Source organism: Kineosphaera limosa NBRC 100340 (genome assembly GCF_000298215.1).
Lineage (GTDB): Bacteria > Actinomycetota > Actinomycetes > Actinomycetales > Dermatophilaceae > Kineosphaera > Kineosphaera limosa.
Genome location: NZ_BAHD01000099.1, coordinates 1 through 14,476, shown reverse-complemented (window position 1 = coordinate 14,476; position 14,476 = coordinate 1). Strand labels below are relative to the sequence as shown.

Below are 14,476 nucleotides of genomic sequence, written 5' to 3'. Positions count from 1 at the left end.
CGCGGGGGCCTGCGGGAGTGGCAACTCGGCCGCAAAAGTGAGTGTGCCAGTCTGAAGTGGCCCCACTTGGAGGCGTAGTGCTGGTCTGAAGTGGCCCCACCCTCGACCCCGAACTTCCCTCTATTGTCCGGATCGTCTGCCAAGGCGATCACGGAGGTGTGGAGGGTGAAGGAGAGATCGAGAGTGGAGCAGTTTGAACGTATCCGACGCGACCGGCGCGATGAAGGCCTGTCGGTCAGAGAGCTCGCCAGGAAGCACCGGGTGCACCGGCGCACGGTGCGTGCGGCGTTGGCTGACGCGGTCCCACCGCCCCGGAAGGTGCCCGAGCGTGAGGCGCCGGTCACGGGTGCGCACGTGGAGCTCGTGCGGTCCTGGTTGACGCAGGACCTGGACGCGCCGCGCAAGCAGCGGCACACCGCCCGCCGGGTGTGGCAGCGGCTGATGGAGGAGGAAGGAGCGGTGGTGGCCGAGTCCACGGTGCGCAACCTCGTGGCGGGTCTTCGTGCCGAGGTCGCCGGGTCTCGGGCCCAGGTGATGATCGTCCAGGAGCACCCGCCGGGTGAGGAGGCCGAGGTCGACTTCGGTGAGTTCCGCGCCAGCATAGGCGGGGTGATGCTGCGGCTGTGGATGTTCTGCATGCGCCTGTCGCACTCCGGCCGTGCGTTCCACTACGCCTACGCCAACCAGGCCCAGGAGTCTTTCCTGGACGGGCACGTGCGCGCGTTCGCCGCGTTCGGTGGGACACCGAGCGGGATGATCCGCTACGACAACCTCAAGCCCGCGGTGATCCGGTGCGCGTTGGGTCGGGAACGGTTCGAGCACCCTCGCTTCGTGGCGTTGCGGTCGCACTACGGCTTCGACTCCTTCTACTGCCAGCCCGGGATCGAGGGCGCGCACGAGAAGGGCGGGGTCGAGGGAGAGATCGGCCGGTTCCGCCGCCGGCACCTGACCCCGGTCCCGCACGTGGGCTCCCTGTCCGCGTTGAACGAGGCGATGGCCGCGGCCGACGCCCGTGACGACGCCCGCCGCATCGGTGCCCGCCCGGTCACGGTCGGGGCCATGTTCGCGGTCGAGGCGCCGCTGCTGCTGGCGTTGCCACCGACCCCGTTCGACGCTTCGGCGGCGCTGTCGGTGCGGGTGGACGCCAAGGCGAGGGTGTGTGTGCGCCAGTCGTACTACTCGGTCCCGGCCCGCTACGCCGGTCAACGGCTGGACGTCGCGCTCGGCGCCACCACCGTCCGGGTACTCCAGGGTGGCAGCCTGGTGGCCGAGCACGTCCGCTCCCTGCACAAGGGCTCCCAGGACCTGGTACTGGACCACTACCTGGAGGTCCTGACCCGCAAACCCGGCGCCCTGGCCGGCTCGAGCGCGTTGGCGACCGCCCGGGCGAACAAGACATTCACCCCGACCCACGAGGCGTACTGGAAGGCCGCCCGTGCACGCTTGGGTGACAGCGGCGGCACCAGGGCGTTGATCGAGGCGCTGCTGCTGCACCGCACCCTGCCCACCGGTGCCGTCCTGGCCGGGATCACCGAGGCCACGGCGGCTGGGGTCTTCGACGCCGACGTCATCGCCATGACCGCCCGGCGGTTCCTGCACGCGGCGACCAGCCCACCCAGCCCGCCGCCGGTGCCCGTGCCCGAGGGTGCCCCACCAGCGGCCCTGGTCCACCGGCCGGCGCCCTGCCTGGGTTCCTACGACCAGCTGCTCACCGGGGCCGGAGCATGAGCGCGGCCACGCCAGCGGTCACCGCGCTCGGTGCCGACGCGGCCCAGGCCGCGGTCACCGCGGCCGCCAAGGCCCTGGGGCTGCCGACCGTGCGGGAGGAAGCCGCCCGGTACGCGACCGCGGCGGCCAAGGCCCGCCTGACCCACCTGGCGTTCCTGGCCGAGGTGCTCTCCGCCGAGTGCGACGACCGTGAGCACCGGCGCCGGCAACGCCGGATCAACGAGGCCAAGTTCCCCCGCCACAAACGCCTGTCCGACTTCGACCCCGCCCGCCTGCCCGACCTGCCCGCAGCGACCCTGGCCCACCTGGGCGGCGGTGCCTGGATCGAGGCCGGGCAACCGCTGGTGCTGCTCGGCGACTCCGGAACCGGCAAGACGCATCTGCTCATCGCCCTGGGCATGGCCGCGGCCGAGCAGGGTCACCGGGTCCGCTACATCACCACCGCGGCCCTGGTCAACGAACTGACCGAGGCCGCCGACGACAAGCAGCTCACCCGGGTGGTGAACAGGTACGCACGACTGGACCTGCTGTGCCTGGACGAGATCGGCTACGTCCACCTCGACCCCCGCGGGGCCGAGCTGCTCTTCCAGATCATCACCGCCCGCGAGGAACGAGCCTCCATCGCCTGCGCTTCTAACGCCCCGTTCAGCGAGTGGGGCAACACCTTCACCGACCCCCGACTGGCCGCCGCCGTCGTCGACCGGCTCACCTTCAACGCCCACATCATCAACACCGGCACCCAGTCCTACCGACTCGCCACCACCCGCACCCGCCAGGAGGTGACCCCACCAAGCTGACCCCGCCCAACCCCGGCGACCGAGCAAAACCAACATGCCTCAGCAACCCCGAGGGTGGGGCCAAATCAAAACAGCACAGCGGGGCCAAATGGACTTGTCATTCTCACAAAAGTGACGACTCGGCGCGCCTGGCAGGCGCGGGGGCCTGCGGGAGTGGCAACTCGGCGCGCTCAGCCGTGTGCGGAGGTGCGGAACGCTGGGAAGCGCGCCACGTCGAGCACTGGGGCGGCGGGGTCGAAGCTCCACAGGGCGCCGATGCGCTCGTCATGCTCGGGGGAGGCGAAGCGCAGCCGGCCACCGGCGGGCGTGAACGTCAGCTCGCCGACGTACACGTGGTCCCCGACGGCGTAGCAGTCGACCCGGACGAACTCGAACGGCTCGGCCAAGGCGCGCGCGATCTCGAGGATGTCGGTCCACCTGGCGGGCCGCGGCACTCGCTCATCGCGAGCGCCGGGGCGGTAGACCTCGATCTGCCGGAAGTCGAGGTCTACGAAGTGGTTGATGTCGCGGGTGTGGTTGCGCAACTGCACCAGCTGCGGCCGCCCGTGGAAGCACCACACGCTGTAGTCCAGCGGGCCGTGCGGGATGCCGTCGCTCAGGAAGCCCTCGATCATGAGGCGCCGGGGCAGCCGGTAGTACTGGAACTCCCGGCCCGGCCAATAGAGGTCCTCGCGCAGCCAGCCCCGGGCGTCTCGGCGGGCCGCGGCGACGTTGAGCCCGTCATCGATGCGGATGACCCCGCCGGTCATGTGCGTGGGCTTGAGGATGCTCGGGTGCTCCACCGTCTCGAACGGGATGGCCTCGGCCTGGTCGCCGGACCACAGCAGCGGCACGAGGTGCTCGTCGCCGACGACCCGCCCGATGACCTCGCGCACGGTCAGCTTGTCGACGAGCGGTCGCGCAGAGGTGTCGTTGTGCCGATCCATGAGATACATGCGGGCGAAGACCTTCTCCGACATGGTCCGCGGCTGCAGCGGATCGAGCTCGCCGCCGGTGAACTCGCGGAAGCGCCGGCGCAGGATCGCCGGGGTCGCCCACCGCCCCTGCGCGCGGCGGCGCACCATCGTCGCCCGCCCGTGGAGGCGCGTGGCCAGGGAGCGAGTCGGCGGTCGGGCTGGGGACATAGGTAGGGCGCCTTTGGCGAGCGATCGAAGGGGGCGCCAGCGGCCAGACCGGCCAGGGACCGGCCGTGCCACCCGTGCGTTGCCGTCAGATTACCGCCGAACACCCTTGACCCGGAGGCGGATTCGCTCCCGGCGCGTCGGCCGGCCCGGTTCGTGTCGGGGGCGATCCGCCGCCGAACCCGCCGCCGAGTCCGCCGCCGAGCCCGCTGGCTGCACGACCCCCTCGACCCCCTGCACCCCCTGCACGCCGGCGATGAAGTCTCTGGCGGCCGCCGCCCCCGCTTCGAGGGTGAATCCGGCGAGCACCGCCTCCCGGGCGGCCTCACCCATGCGCTCACGCTTCGCCGGGTCCGACGCCAGGCCCGCGATGGCCGCGGCCAGCAGGTCGGCCCGGCCCGCGGCGACGATCCGCCCGTGCGTGCCGTCGGTCACCAGCTCGTTGACGCCGGCGATCTGAGTCGTCACGACCGGCAGGCCCGTCGCCATCGCCTCCATGAGCACGACCGGCAGCCCCTCGGCAAAGCTCGGCAGCACGAACAGATCGGCCTCGCGGTACAGCTGCGGCAGCCGGTCCTGACCCAGCGGCCCCGTCAACTCGACGCGCCCGCCCAGGTCGCGCCGCTGCACCTGCAGAGCCAGGTCGTCGGCCAGCGGCCCGGCACCGACGATGCGCGCGTGCACGTCGACCCCCTGCCGGCGCAGCAGGTCGATGGCATCGAGCAGCACCGAGGGCCCCTTCTGCGGCACGAGGCGACCGACGAACAGCAGCCGCAGCGGCCCAACGTGCGCCCGAGGCCGCGACGGGGGGTGGTAGGTGTGGGCGTCGACCGTCATGTGTACGACCCGCATCCGCTCCCAATGCGGCGGGTCGACCAACGCCATGAGCTGGCTGCGGCAATAGTCGGTGATGCACGACACGCCGTCGGCCTCGCGCGTCTTGGCCGCCAGATCGACGGCCTTGACCGACTCGAAGCCTGTCGGGCCGTGCATCGTGAACGACCAGCGCCAACCGGCCTGCGGGCCCTGCAGGTCACGACCCAATGCCGCCGTGTGCCGGGCGACGTCCGAGGCAACATTGACGAAGTGCGCGTGCACGTGCCGGATGCCGAGCCGGCGCAGGTGCTGTAGCAACACGACCGCCTCGGCGAAGTAGAACACCTGCCACAGTCGCGCCCGCGGCGACAGCGGCCCGGTGCGCAGCGCCCGCGACAGTCCCGCGCCCCACACCCCGGGATGGCGCACCGCCAAGGCCAGGTGTGCGCGCAGCCAGGTGCCGGCGCCCGCTCCGAGCAGCGGGCGGGTGCGCGCGGCCTGCTCGCGCAACTGCGGCGTCACCAGCGAGTCCGGTGGGGCCGGGCGCACGGTGAACGTCTCCACGCGCACTCCCTGGTCGCGCAACCCCTGCACCTCCCGTTCGATGAAGGTGTGGGAGAGGGCCGGATAACGGCTGGTGAGGTAGGCCACGGCGAGGCGGTCGGGTCGGCGCGCGATCATCGCAACTCCTGTCGGTGAATCGGCCTGGCAGGTGGGGCAGCTGGGCGCCACGCGAGTCCGTGAGCAGCGGCGATATGCTCTAACCCCCACGAATCGGACACCGGGCCCGGCTCAAGATGGCCCGGGTGCCGACGATGGGTGGGGCAGCGGGGTGAGTAAAGAAGTCGTAAAGACGGCTCGCTCTCGCCGGTGGTGTTCGCAGCGTCGCGAACGCCGCCTGTCACGGATGGCAGGTCCTGCGCACGTCTGTCCCATGGAGCCGAGGAACCGACGGCTCGTCGCGGGCGAGGACCTCGACTAAGGAATGGTGTTTCATGCGCTCGCGCGCCCGCACTTTGCTGACCACAGGCCTCGGGGCCTTGACGATCGCCGCCCTCGCGGCGGTGCCCCTCGTCCCCGCCCACGCCAACTCCCACACCGTCGTCAACGCCCGCATCAACGCTCGCTGGTCCGCGGTCGTGGACAGTGCCGGCCAGACCTGGTCGGCCCGCTCCGGCTTCGTCGGCGCCCTCGGCCGCTCCGACAACCTCAAGGACAAGCCGATCGCCGGCACGAACGACGACATCCTGTACCAGTCCAACGTGTGGGGGATGACCGGCTTCAAGCGGGCCGTGCCCAACGGCAACTACCAGGTCCGCCTGCTCATGGCGGAGGACTACCACAGCGCCCCGGGCAAGCGGGTGTTCAATGTGCTCTCCGAGGGCAAGCTGGCGCTGCAGAACATCGACATCTTCGCCGCGGTCGGGGCGCAGGCGACCGCCTACGAGCGCATCTTCACGACGACCGTCGCGGACGGCTCCCTCGACCTGTCCTTCGTCGCCCGAGTCAACCGCCCGCTCGTCAGCGCCATCGAGATCATTCAGGTGCCCACCGCCGGCGGGCCCGGCTACACCCCGCCGATCACCCCCACCGGCCCCACCGTCGGTCTGCTCGCCACCAATCCCGACGTGTCCGGCGGCGGCGAGCAGCCCGTCTCCGGCAACGGCATGCTGCGCTTCGCGGCCGGCGCCGGCAATTCTCGCTCCGAGGTGTTCTGGGGCAATTCGGTCGAGGGACGCTTCCGCCTGAGCCGCGGCACGACCGTGACGACGACCTTCCAGATGCGGCACAGCTTCTCCGACCCGGCCACCGGCACCAAGCCGAACCCCTCCACCTGGCACACCCTGTATCAGCTGCACGGGCCGACCTTGAAGAACGCCTGGCCCTCGCCGCCCATCACGATCGCCTGGCAGGACGGCACCTACCGCGTGGGCGGCGGCGTCAACGTGCCGACGAGCACGGGCGGGCAGGTCAACCACGGCACCTGGTACCAGCCGTACGCCCCGGCACCCGAGAATCAGTGGCGCACGTTCAAGGTCGAGACCTTCCTCGACGGGCCCGGCCGCGGCTGGGTGTCGGTGTGGATCGACGGCGAGCCGTACCTGCAGCGCTGGAAGCCCCGCGCCGGCACGATGTACACCGACTCTGGGGCGTACTCCCACAAGGAGATCTCGGTGAAGTCGGGCCTGTACACCGGCACCAACTCGCCGACGTGGAGTCGCTGGGTCGAGCAGCGGAGCCTGACGATGACGATCGCGTCGCCGACCGGCACGCGCACCGCCGTCTTCAACTGAGCAGGCCGACACGTGACGAGCTTGGGGGAGCTGCCCACACACTGATGTGTGGAGATGTGGGGGCGGAGTCGGGGTCACGAAGCGGACCCCGACTCCGTCGTTGCATCGGGCGAGGCCGGCGAGGTGGCCGCGGTGGTCGCCGGGTTGGCGCGGGTGATGTCGCAGGCCAGCGGCTGAATGCTGACGAAGCGGCGCTGGGTGGGCGGCTCCGAACCCTCGTCGACGCCGGTGTAGAGGCCGGACTTCATCGTCAGCCACTGCTGGCCTGGATAGCGAGTGCCCGACGGTGGGCGCCAATCTGCGACGACGTGCCGGCCGTCGAGCCACGCATCGACGCGGGCTGTGGCCGGATCGCTGGAGACGAGCACGTCGAGATCCCAGGTGACCGCCTGCCCTTCGACGAACTCTGGAAACGGCCGGTGGTAGGCGGCCTGTCCGCCGGCACGCCCCGCGCCCCCGCCGATGCGCCAGGTGCCGCCCCGCACGTGCAGATTCAGCGGCGGCTGGGGCCACGAACCGTCCTGCTGCGGGCCGTGCAGCTGCCACACCACCTGCCACACCTCGGAGTCCTGGCCGGCCGAGCCCAGATGCGGCGCGAGCTGGAGGCGGCAGCGCAGCCGATCGCCCTCGCCGACCCTGATCTGCGGGCCGCCGGGGGAGTTCCAGAAGAACTCGGAGCGATAGCGCTCCGCCGAATCCAGCCCGGCCGGCACCTCGGCCTGCACCGAGGTGCCGGTCCACCAGGGTTTGAGCGCCCCGTTCTGGCCCTCGCGCACGCCGACCGTCAACTCGGACGCCGCCCCGGGCGCCGCGCCGTGGCCACCATCGTCGCCCTGGTCGGTCGGGTCGCCCGAAGCGGAGCCGGCCGTGCTGTCGGTCGTGGTGTCGGTCGGTGCCGGGTCGCTGGAGCAGGCGGCCAGGGCCAGCGTGGCCGCGAGCATCACCGCGACTGCGGCCCCGAGCCGCCTGCGGGGTGCGCTGCGCGCGAAGGTCACGATCCCCTCCCATTGTCGATTTCGTCACGAAACACGCTCGCCCGACTCAGACGTGTGCTTGGAACTCGTTCCCCATCAACTACATTCGCACGGGGGGCAAGAAATCGTGCAAAGGAGACGCCGATGAGCGTGGATCTGTCGAGCCCCCCGACGACCCGACACCGCCTGAGTGTCCCGACGCTGTTGTTCTTTCTCGTGCTGGTCGTGGCGGGTGCGGCCGGCGGCGCCTACGCGGGCCTGCGCTACCTCGGCACGAGCGTCACCGCCGAGTCGCGGCTCGTCGTCGGAGACCAGAGCGTGCGGGCCCAGAGCGTGCCCGGTTACGCCCTGGCCACCCAGCAGCTCGCCTCCACGTACTCCCGGCTGATCGGCTCGGCCGCGGCCGACGACTCCATCACCGCCTCCCCGATCCCCGACTCGGCGATCATCCGAGTGCGGGCCACCGCGCCCGACGACGCGGCCGCGATCGCCGCGGCGAACGAGGCCGCCGTCAACCTCATCGAGACCGCCAACAAGGCGCGCGGACAGGAGGAGGACGACGCGCTGGCGCAGGCCTACCTGCGGGCCCAGACCGAGTTGCAGACCGCTCAAACCCGGGCCACCGCCGCGGCCACAGGGCCCGCGGCCGCGGCCGGAGAGGCCGCGGGGCAGGCCGCCCTGGCCCAGGTGCGGGTCGACGCCGCGGCCGAGTCGGTGCGCGACAACCTGCGGGCCTCGCTGAGCAATTCGGCTGGGGTCACGGTCGTCTCGGAGGCCGTGGTGACGGATACCGCGGCACCCAGGGCCGCCCTGCTGGGCGCCTTCGCCGGCGGGGCCGGGGTGGCGCTGCTGCTGGCAGCAGGTGTCGTGCTGGCGCGCGCCCGCCGCTGATGAGCAGCCGGGAGGTCGCCGGGGACTCGCTCGGCTCGCCGGCCGGGGAGTCGCCCGACGGCGCGGCCGCGGGCGACCCGCCCACCGGGGCGGCCGCGGCGAGCACCGATGCGGGCGTGCCGCTGTACGTGCACCTGGTCACGCTGGCGGTCGTGCTGCAGTTCATGTCCGGCAGCAGCGGGCTCTACGGCCTGCCCGTGCCCCCGGACCGGGTCGCGCTGGCCGCCGGGGTCGTGGCGCTGCTGCTGCACCCCGACCTGCGCCACAGCCGCCCCCACCTGGCCGGCATCCACGTGCTCATGGCGGCGGTCGTCGCCTGGTGCATCGGCTCGCTGATCTGGTTCGGGCCGCAGAACGACCCCACTGCCGTGTTCGCGCTGCTCGACGCGATCGGCATCGTGCCCTTCCTGCTCTTTCTGCTCGCCCCGCTGGTGTACGCGACCCGGGCGCGGCGGCACGTGCTGCTGCGCGCGCTGACGATCCTCGGCCTCTATCTGGGCTATATCTCCGTTGCCGAGGGGCTGCACCAGTACTGGCTCGTCGTGCCCGCTGGCATCGTCGACCCCTCCCACCCGCACTTCGGTCGCGCCCTGGGCCCTTCCCAACAGGTCGGCAGCAACGGGCTCGCGCTGCTGGCCTGCCTCTATCCGAGCGCGCTCTACGCGGCGCGCAGTCGCGGCCTGCGCCGGGGTCTGGGGGCCCTGGCGGCGCTGGCGTGCATCGGCGGAGTGTTCTTCACGCTGACCCGCTCGATGTGGCTGGCGCTCGTGCTCGGGGTGCTCGTCGTCATCGTCGCCGAGCCGCGGGTGCGGGGGCGCCTCATCGTCGCGACGGCCGTGGTGGGCCTGGCTACGGCCGGCTTCCTCTCGGTCTCCAGCACCATCGGCCAGGAGGTCAGCGCCCGGGCGCAGACCGCGCGTTCGGTCTACGACCGGTTCAACGCCAACGACGCGGCCGTCCGGGTCGTCCTGGCCCAGCCGGTTGCCGGAGTCGGGCTCAACCGCTTCCACCAGGTGCAGGAAGAGTGGGTCTGGCAGGACCCGGAGTACCCCATCACCAACATGGGCATCGACGTGCACAACGTGCTGCTCGGCTACGCCGCCGAACTCGGACTGCCCGGGGTGGGCCTGTGGCTGCTCACGCTGCTGTACGCCGGATGGGCGGCCTGGCACGGCCCGCGCACCCGCGACGGCCCGTTGCACGACTGGCGGGTCGCGGCCCTGGTCTACGTGGTCATGTGGTCGACCGTGGCGATGCTCGTGCCGATCAAGTACGCCTTCCCGACAGCCATCCTCTGGCTCGGCCTGGGGATCGTCGCCGACCACCGCCGGCTGGGGTATGCGCACCTTCCGGGGCAACCGCTGGCCTCGCCGCCCGGTGGGTCGCCGGCCCCGAACCCGCCGCGCGAGGGCCCCACCCCGTCCGGACGCCGGGTGCGGCGTCACGACCGTCGACGCCAAACCGTCTGATCCCACCGCGGAGGAATCCACCATGACCGGTCGCCGCTACGTCATCATCTCGCCCTGCCGCGACGAGGCGCGGTACCTGCAGCGCACGCTGGACTCGGTCGCCGCCCAGAGCGAGCCGCCCGCGCTGTGGGTCGTCGTCGACGACGGCTCCACCGACGCCACCCCGGCGATCCTCGCCGAGTTCGCCGCACAACACTCCTACCTGCGGGTGCTGACGCTGCCGCCGCGGGCCACCCGGGTGCTGGGGCCCGCCGTCGTGCACGCCTTCGACGCCGGCCTGGCCACCATCGACCTCGACGACTTCGACTTCGTCGTCAAGCTCGACATGGACCTCGACCTGCCGCCGACCTACTTCGCGGTGCTCATGGACAAGATGGCGGCCGACCCGCGGCTGGCCAGCGCCAGCGGCATCGCGTGCACCGAATCCGCCGAAGGCTTGGTCCCGGAGCGCGGCTCCTTCGAGATCACCGTCGGCATGAGCAAGTTCTACCGAGTCGCGGCGTTCCGCGACATCGGCGGCTTCGTGCCGGTGCTCATGTGGGACGGGATCGACTGCCACAGCGCGCGGGTCAAGGGCTGGCGCGCCCGGGCCTTCGACGAGCCGGCGCTGCGGTTCGTGCACCTGCGGCCCATGGGCTCCAGCGACCGAGGGATGCTGCGCGGTAAGCGGCGACACGGGCGCGGGCAGTATCTGATGGGCAGCCACCCGGTGTTCGTGGCGGCGAGCGTGCTGGCCCGCGCGCGCGACGAGCCGCGCGTCATCGGCGCCGCCAACGTGGCCGCGGGCTACCTGCGGGCGTTCGTCACCCGGGAACCGCGCTCGCAGGGCCCCGAGTTCCGTCGCCAGCTACGGCGCTTCCAGCTCGAATCGCTGGCCCTGGGCAAGGAGCGCGCCGTGCGGCGCTGGGAAGAGCGGCAGGAGCCGGCGTGGCGGCCGCCGGTGCCTCGACGCTGAGATGGGCGCCGAGCCGGGCGCTGAGATGGGCGCCGAGCCGGGCGCTGAGACTGGCGCCGAGACGGGCGCCGAGACTGACGGACCGGCGGTCAGCGCGGGGTGCGACCCAGGCGTTGATCGACCCCGCCCAGGCGGCGACGCCACAGCGCGGGCACCAGCGGACGGCGCATGAGCCAGGCCTTGGTCTGCAGGGTGCGGTTGGTGCTCCACAACTGGGCCGACCGGGTGAACAACTCTCGCGCCGCGGCATAGTCGCCGCTGCGCAGGGCGGACTCGGCGTCGTCGTGCAGAGCCCGCGGGGAGTCGGCGGCCAGGCGTCGGCGCAGGTAGTCGCGCTCGTCGGGGGCCAGGTCGGCCCTGGCCGCGATCGCGCGCAGCACGGCGCGCTCGCCCTCGAAGACGCGGGTGCGGTCGGAGGACTTCGTGGCGACGACCTGTCGGTACAGGGCGTGCGCGGCGTGGCTGCCCACGACCTCCCAGCCACCGAAGACCGCCCGCAGCCACAGGTCCCAGTCCTCCAGGTAGAGGTCGGTGTCGAAGCCGCCGAGCTCGGTGAACAGCTGCGCCGGCATGAGCGCGAAGATCGACACGTAGTTGGCCTCGAGCAGCCGCAGCCGCTGCTCGCGCGGCGAGGGGGTGCGCCCGTACATGATCGTGCGGCCGTGGCCCATGCCGGTGGGGGTCAAGAAGTAGGCGTCGGCGTGTGCGAAGCGACGCCCACCGCCCGCGTTCGTGTAGGCCGCCATGAGCGTGCTCACATGCGGCGGCAGCAGGATGTCGTCGGAGTCACACAAGGCAAAGAAATCGCCGCGAGCCAGCCCCGCTGCGATATTCCTCGCATTCGCTGTACCGGAGTTGGCAATGGACGCGAAAGTGATGAGATCGCCGTATGATTCGCAGATGTCACGGGTGCGATCGGTTGAGCCGTCGTCGACCACGACGACTTCGACGGACGCGTAGGTCTGGGTGAGGGCCCCCGTGATCGCCGCACCGATCGTGCGTTCGGCGTTGTAGGCGGGGATGAGGACACTGACCAGTGGGGGAGCGACAGACGACATGAATTCCTCTCATGCTCAACCGCATTGCCGTTCGAGCATACGCGCCGACCGGGCGGCTCGGCGATGACACGGCCGGGCGTAGAGCCGTGGGCGTGGGCCCAGCTGCCGATGCGTCGGCGCTTTTCGCCGCAGCGCCTCATCAAATACGCTGTCTACTACCTCGTGGCTTCCCGGATGCCGCGTAAACGGTCGCCGCTGGGTTTTATCGGGCGGTCGATGCGCACCTGGGCGTGCGCTTCGCTTTTCGATCATCTGGGCGTCGACACGAATGTCGACAAAGGCGTGTACTTCGGCTCCGGCGCGGGCGTGAGTTTGGGGGACCGCAGCGGCATCGGCGTGGAGTCGATGGTGCTGGGCACGGTGCGGATCGGCGACGACGTGATGATCGGCCCCCGCTGCGTCATCGTCAGTCACGAGCACATCTACGACGACGACAGCCGCCCGATGAACTCCCAGGGCATGGCCCCCGACCTGCCCGTGCTCATCGGCAACGACGTCTGGCTCGGGGTCGGCGTCACGCTGCTGCCGGGAGTGCGCATCGGAGACGGTGCGGTCGTCGCCGCCGGTGGCGTCGTGACTCACGACGTCGAGGCGGGCGACATCGTCGGTGGCGTTCCCGCCAAGCCCATCGGTCGCCGCTCCGGCGCGACCCGCCTGCCTCCGGGCCTCTGAGGGAGCAGCAGGAGTGGGTGGCGTGTCCGGCTCCTTCTGTTACGTCGTGCTGGCGCACACCGATCCGTCCGGCCTGCTGCGCATCGTGCGGCGCCTGCGCGAGTTGTCGCCGACCTGCGATGTCGTCGTTCGGTATCACCGCCCCGACTATCTCGACCCCGCGGCGGTGCGCGCGGCCGGTGCGGTGCCGCTGCGGTCCCGAGTCGACGTGCGGTGGGGCGATTGGACCCAGGTGCAGATGGTGTTGGGGGCCCTGGCGTTCGCCCGCGGGGTCAGCGATGCAGCGTGGTTCGTCGACATCTCCGGTCAGGACTATCCGATCCGCGATCTCGCGGCGTGGGAGGCGCAGGTGCGCGCCGCGCAGGTCGACGCGTTGCTCTCGCCGCTGCCCTCCCAGCCGTGGACCGTGACGAACCGGTGGTGGGTGCGGGATGCGCCCCGCACCCGCTGGCCCTTGCTCGATCGGGGCCTGCGCTTCGGCCTCAACCGGGCGGGGGAGGCGCTGGCCCCATGGCTTACGCACACAGTTCTGGGCAGCCCGACGACGACCGCTTCTGGGTGGGCCTGCCGCGGCGCACGCCACCGCCGCTGACGGTCACCAAATGCGCGCAGTGGATGACGTTGCGGGCCACCGCCGTCGACGCAGCGCTGGCCCGCGACCGCGACGACCGACGCACGCGCCGGTTCTTCGAGCGCGCCAAGCTGCCCGACGAGGTCTACCTGCCGTCGGTGCTGCACGACACCCCGGGGTTGCGCATCGGGCACGCCGAGACGAGCGCGCAGATCTTCCGACCTGGTCAGGGCCGGCCCGAGTGGCTCGACGCGCGGGTCCTCGACACCCTGGCGCGCCGCAGTCCCGCGCCGTTCGCCCGCAAACTGCCGCCCGACGTCCATCCGGACGTTCTGCGCGCCGCCGACTCCCTGGCCGAGCGCTCGCCCGCGCAGGTGCGCGCCGATGCCGTGGAGCCCGGTCGGCGCACCGACGCGCACGAGTGGCTGCCCCGAGTGCGTGCCCAGGTCATCTCACCCTGATCGCACACAAAGGTGGGCTATTTCAGGTCGCGGTGACCTCGCGGCGGCCGATGACCCGCGCGGGCACACCGCCGACGATGCAGCCGGGCGCCACGCTTCCGCGCACGACGGCGTTGGCCGCCACGACCGCCCCGGCGCCGATCCGCGCCCCCGGCAGCAGCACCGCACCGGCCCCCACCCACACGTCGTCGCCGACCACGACGCCGGAGCCCGTCCAGGGCTGGTCGACGATGAGGCTGCCCGGCGCCACCCCGTGATTCGTGCCGACGATCGTCACGTGCTGGCTGATCAGGCAGTCGGCACCGATGAGGATCGGAGCCCCGGCGCAGCGGATGTTGTTGAACTCGCCGATGTACGTGCGCGGCCCGATCTCCAGCCGCGCCTCCTGCGCGCCCGGGCCGTCGGTGACGGCGATGACCGTCGGGCCCTTGATCGCGACGGCGGCCCCGAGGCGGGCGCGCGCCGGGTCACCGCGAAAGAGCACCTCGCTGGTGATCCACGCCTCCCGGTGGGCGCGCCGCCAGCGTTCGCGGGCCAGCGGTCCGTCGCGCAGTCCCCGGACGAGATCCTTCAGCGGCATGGTCGGCTCCTGAGGGTCGGGCGGTGGTGGGCCGCCGCGCGGGCGAACTGCGGCAGACGGGGCGGCGCGAGCTCGCCCGGCTCGTCGCG

14 protein-coding genes are annotated in these 14,476 nt (G+C 71.8%); 9 read left to right on the top strand and 5 right to left on the bottom strand.

All coding sequences use genetic code 11. The features are described 5' to 3' along the window. Positions 1–165 precede the first annotated feature (165 nt). Positions 166–1,728, top strand: coding sequence for an IS21 family transposase (gene istA / locus KILIM_RS25310; protein WP_040563966.1), 1,563 nt, complete (start codon positions 166–168; stop codon positions 1,726–1,728). After that, the gene (gene istB, locus KILIM_RS20240) at positions 1,725–2,525 is read left to right on the top strand and encodes an IS21-like element helper ATPase IstB (protein ID WP_006594621.1); all 801 of its coding nucleotides are present in this window, start codon (positions 1,725–1,727) and stop codon (positions 2,523–2,525) included. The genes istA and istB overlap by 4 nt, the downstream gene beginning before the upstream one ends. 170 nt (positions 2,526–2,695) lie before the next feature. Here the strand turns inward: istB and KILIM_RS20235 are convergent, their stop codons facing one another. Together KILIM_RS20235 and KILIM_RS20230 are read right to left on the bottom strand one after the other, a co-directional pair. Beyond that, positions 2,696–3,649, bottom strand: a complete 954-nt coding sequence (locus KILIM_RS20235; protein ID WP_006594620.1) for an ATP-grasp fold amidoligase family protein — start codon at positions 3,647–3,649, stop codon at positions 2,696–2,698. A 90-nt stretch (positions 3,650–3,739) separates the two neighbouring features. Further along, positions 3,740–5,143 (bottom strand): glycosyltransferase family 4 protein, encoded by a 1,404-nt coding sequence (locus KILIM_RS20230; RefSeq protein WP_006594619.1) that lies wholly within the window; start codon positions 5,141–5,143, stop codon positions 3,740–3,742. Between the two features lie 314 nt (positions 5,144–5,457). Between KILIM_RS20230 and KILIM_RS20225 the strand changes: the two genes are divergently transcribed. Then, positions 5,458–6,756, top strand: coding sequence for a malectin domain-containing carbohydrate-binding protein (locus KILIM_RS20225; protein WP_006594618.1), 1,299 nt, complete (start codon positions 5,458–5,460; stop codon positions 6,754–6,756). A 74-nt stretch (positions 6,757–6,830) separates the two neighbouring features. Here KILIM_RS20225 and KILIM_RS20220 read toward each other — a convergent pair whose 3' ends face one another. Continuing rightward, positions 6,831–7,751, bottom strand: a complete 921-nt coding sequence (locus KILIM_RS20220) for a heparin lyase I family protein (protein WP_006594617.1) — start codon at positions 7,749–7,751, stop codon at positions 6,831–6,833. Positions 7,752–7,874: 123 nt separating this feature from the next. On the opposite strand from KILIM_RS20220, the gene KILIM_RS20215 reads away from it, so the two are divergent. The 3 genes from KILIM_RS20215 to KILIM_RS20205 are packed head-to-tail and all read left to right on the top strand — an operon-like array spanning position 7,875 to position 11,045. Next, the gene (locus tag KILIM_RS20215) at positions 7,875–8,621 is read left to right on the top strand and encodes a hypothetical protein (RefSeq protein ID WP_006594616.1); all 747 of its coding nucleotides are present in this window, start codon (positions 7,875–7,877) and stop codon (positions 8,619–8,621) included. Beyond that, positions 8,621–10,090, top strand: a complete 1,470-nt coding sequence (locus KILIM_RS20210) for an O-antigen ligase family protein (RefSeq protein WP_006594615.1) — start codon at positions 8,621–8,623, stop codon at positions 10,088–10,090. Before KILIM_RS20215 ends, KILIM_RS20210 begins: the two co-directional genes overlap by 1 nt. Positions 10,091–10,112: 22 nt before the next feature. Next, positions 10,113–11,045, top strand: coding sequence for a glycosyltransferase family 2 protein (locus tag KILIM_RS20205; protein ID WP_006594614.1), 933 nt, complete (start codon positions 10,113–10,115; stop codon positions 11,043–11,045). Positions 11,046–11,134: 89 nt separating this feature from the next. Here the strand turns inward: KILIM_RS20205 and KILIM_RS20200 are convergent, their stop codons facing one another. Beyond that, positions 11,135–12,103 (bottom strand): glycosyltransferase family 2 protein, encoded by a 969-nt coding sequence (locus KILIM_RS20200; RefSeq protein WP_006594613.1) that lies wholly within the window; start codon positions 12,101–12,103, stop codon positions 11,135–11,137. Between the two features lie 24 nt (positions 12,104–12,127). Here KILIM_RS20200 and KILIM_RS20195 point away from each other — a divergent pair, with 24 nt between their 5' ends. Genes KILIM_RS20195 through KILIM_RS20185 form a run of 3 tightly spaced genes read left to right on the top strand, consistent with a single transcriptional unit; the run spans position 12,128 to position 13,807 of the window. Further along, complete coding sequence (locus KILIM_RS20195; RefSeq protein WP_246308454.1) at positions 12,128–12,775, top strand: acyltransferase; 648 nt, start codon at positions 12,128–12,130, stop codon at positions 12,773–12,775. Between the two features lie 22 nt (positions 12,776–12,797). Further along, positions 12,798–13,367: a hypothetical protein gene (locus KILIM_RS20190; RefSeq protein WP_040563965.1), complete on the top strand. Its 570-nt coding sequence runs from the start codon at positions 12,798–12,800 to the stop codon at positions 13,365–13,367. Further along, positions 13,286–13,807 carry a hypothetical protein gene (locus KILIM_RS20185; protein WP_157551855.1) on the top strand — a complete coding sequence of 174 codons (522 nt, stop codon included), beginning with the start codon at positions 13,286–13,288 and terminating at the stop codon, positions 13,805–13,807. Before KILIM_RS20190 ends, KILIM_RS20185 begins: the two co-directional genes overlap by 82 nt. Before the next feature lie 22 nt (positions 13,808–13,829). Here the strand turns inward: KILIM_RS20185 and KILIM_RS20180 are convergent, their stop codons facing one another. Further along, positions 13,830–14,387 (bottom strand): acyltransferase, encoded by a 558-nt coding sequence (locus tag KILIM_RS20180; RefSeq protein WP_006594609.1) that lies wholly within the window; start codon positions 14,385–14,387, stop codon positions 13,830–13,832. Between the last annotated feature and the right edge of the window lie 89 nt (positions 14,388–14,476).

Excerpts from the sequence above, each read along its gene's own strand:
- istB (WP_006594621.1), top strand. The coding sequence starts at position 1,725 with ATGAGCGCGGCCACGCCAGCGGTCACCGCGCTCGGTGCCGACGCGGCC.
- KILIM_RS20235 (WP_006594620.1), bottom strand. The coding sequence starts at position 3,649 with ATGTCCCCAGCCCGACCGCCGACTCGCTCCCTGGCCACGCGCCTCCAC.
- KILIM_RS20230 (WP_006594619.1), bottom strand. The coding sequence starts at position 5,143 with ATGATCGCGCGCCGACCCGACCGCCTCGCCGTGGCCTACCTCACCAGC.
- KILIM_RS20225 (WP_006594618.1), top strand. The coding sequence starts at position 5,458 with ATGCGCTCGCGCGCCCGCACTTTGCTGACCACAGGCCTCGGGGCCTTG.
- KILIM_RS20215 (WP_006594616.1), top strand. The coding sequence starts at position 7,875 with ATGAGCGTGGATCTGTCGAGCCCCCCGACGACCCGACACCGCCTGAGT.
- KILIM_RS20210 (WP_006594615.1), top strand. The coding sequence starts at position 8,621 with ATGAGCAGCCGGGAGGTCGCCGGGGACTCGCTCGGCTCGCCGGCCGGG.
- KILIM_RS20205 (WP_006594614.1), top strand. The coding sequence starts at position 10,113 with ATGACCGGTCGCCGCTACGTCATCATCTCGCCCTGCCGCGACGAGGCG.
- KILIM_RS20200 (WP_006594613.1), bottom strand. The coding sequence starts at position 12,103 with ATGTCGTCTGTCGCTCCCCCACTGGTCAGTGTCCTCATCCCCGCCTAC.
- KILIM_RS20185 (WP_157551855.1), top strand. The coding sequence starts at position 13,286 with ATGGCTTACGCACACAGTTCTGGGCAGCCCGACGACGACCGCTTCTGG.
- KILIM_RS20180 (WP_006594609.1), bottom strand. The coding sequence starts at position 14,387 with ATGCCGCTGAAGGATCTCGTCCGGGGACTGCGCGACGGACCGCTGGCC.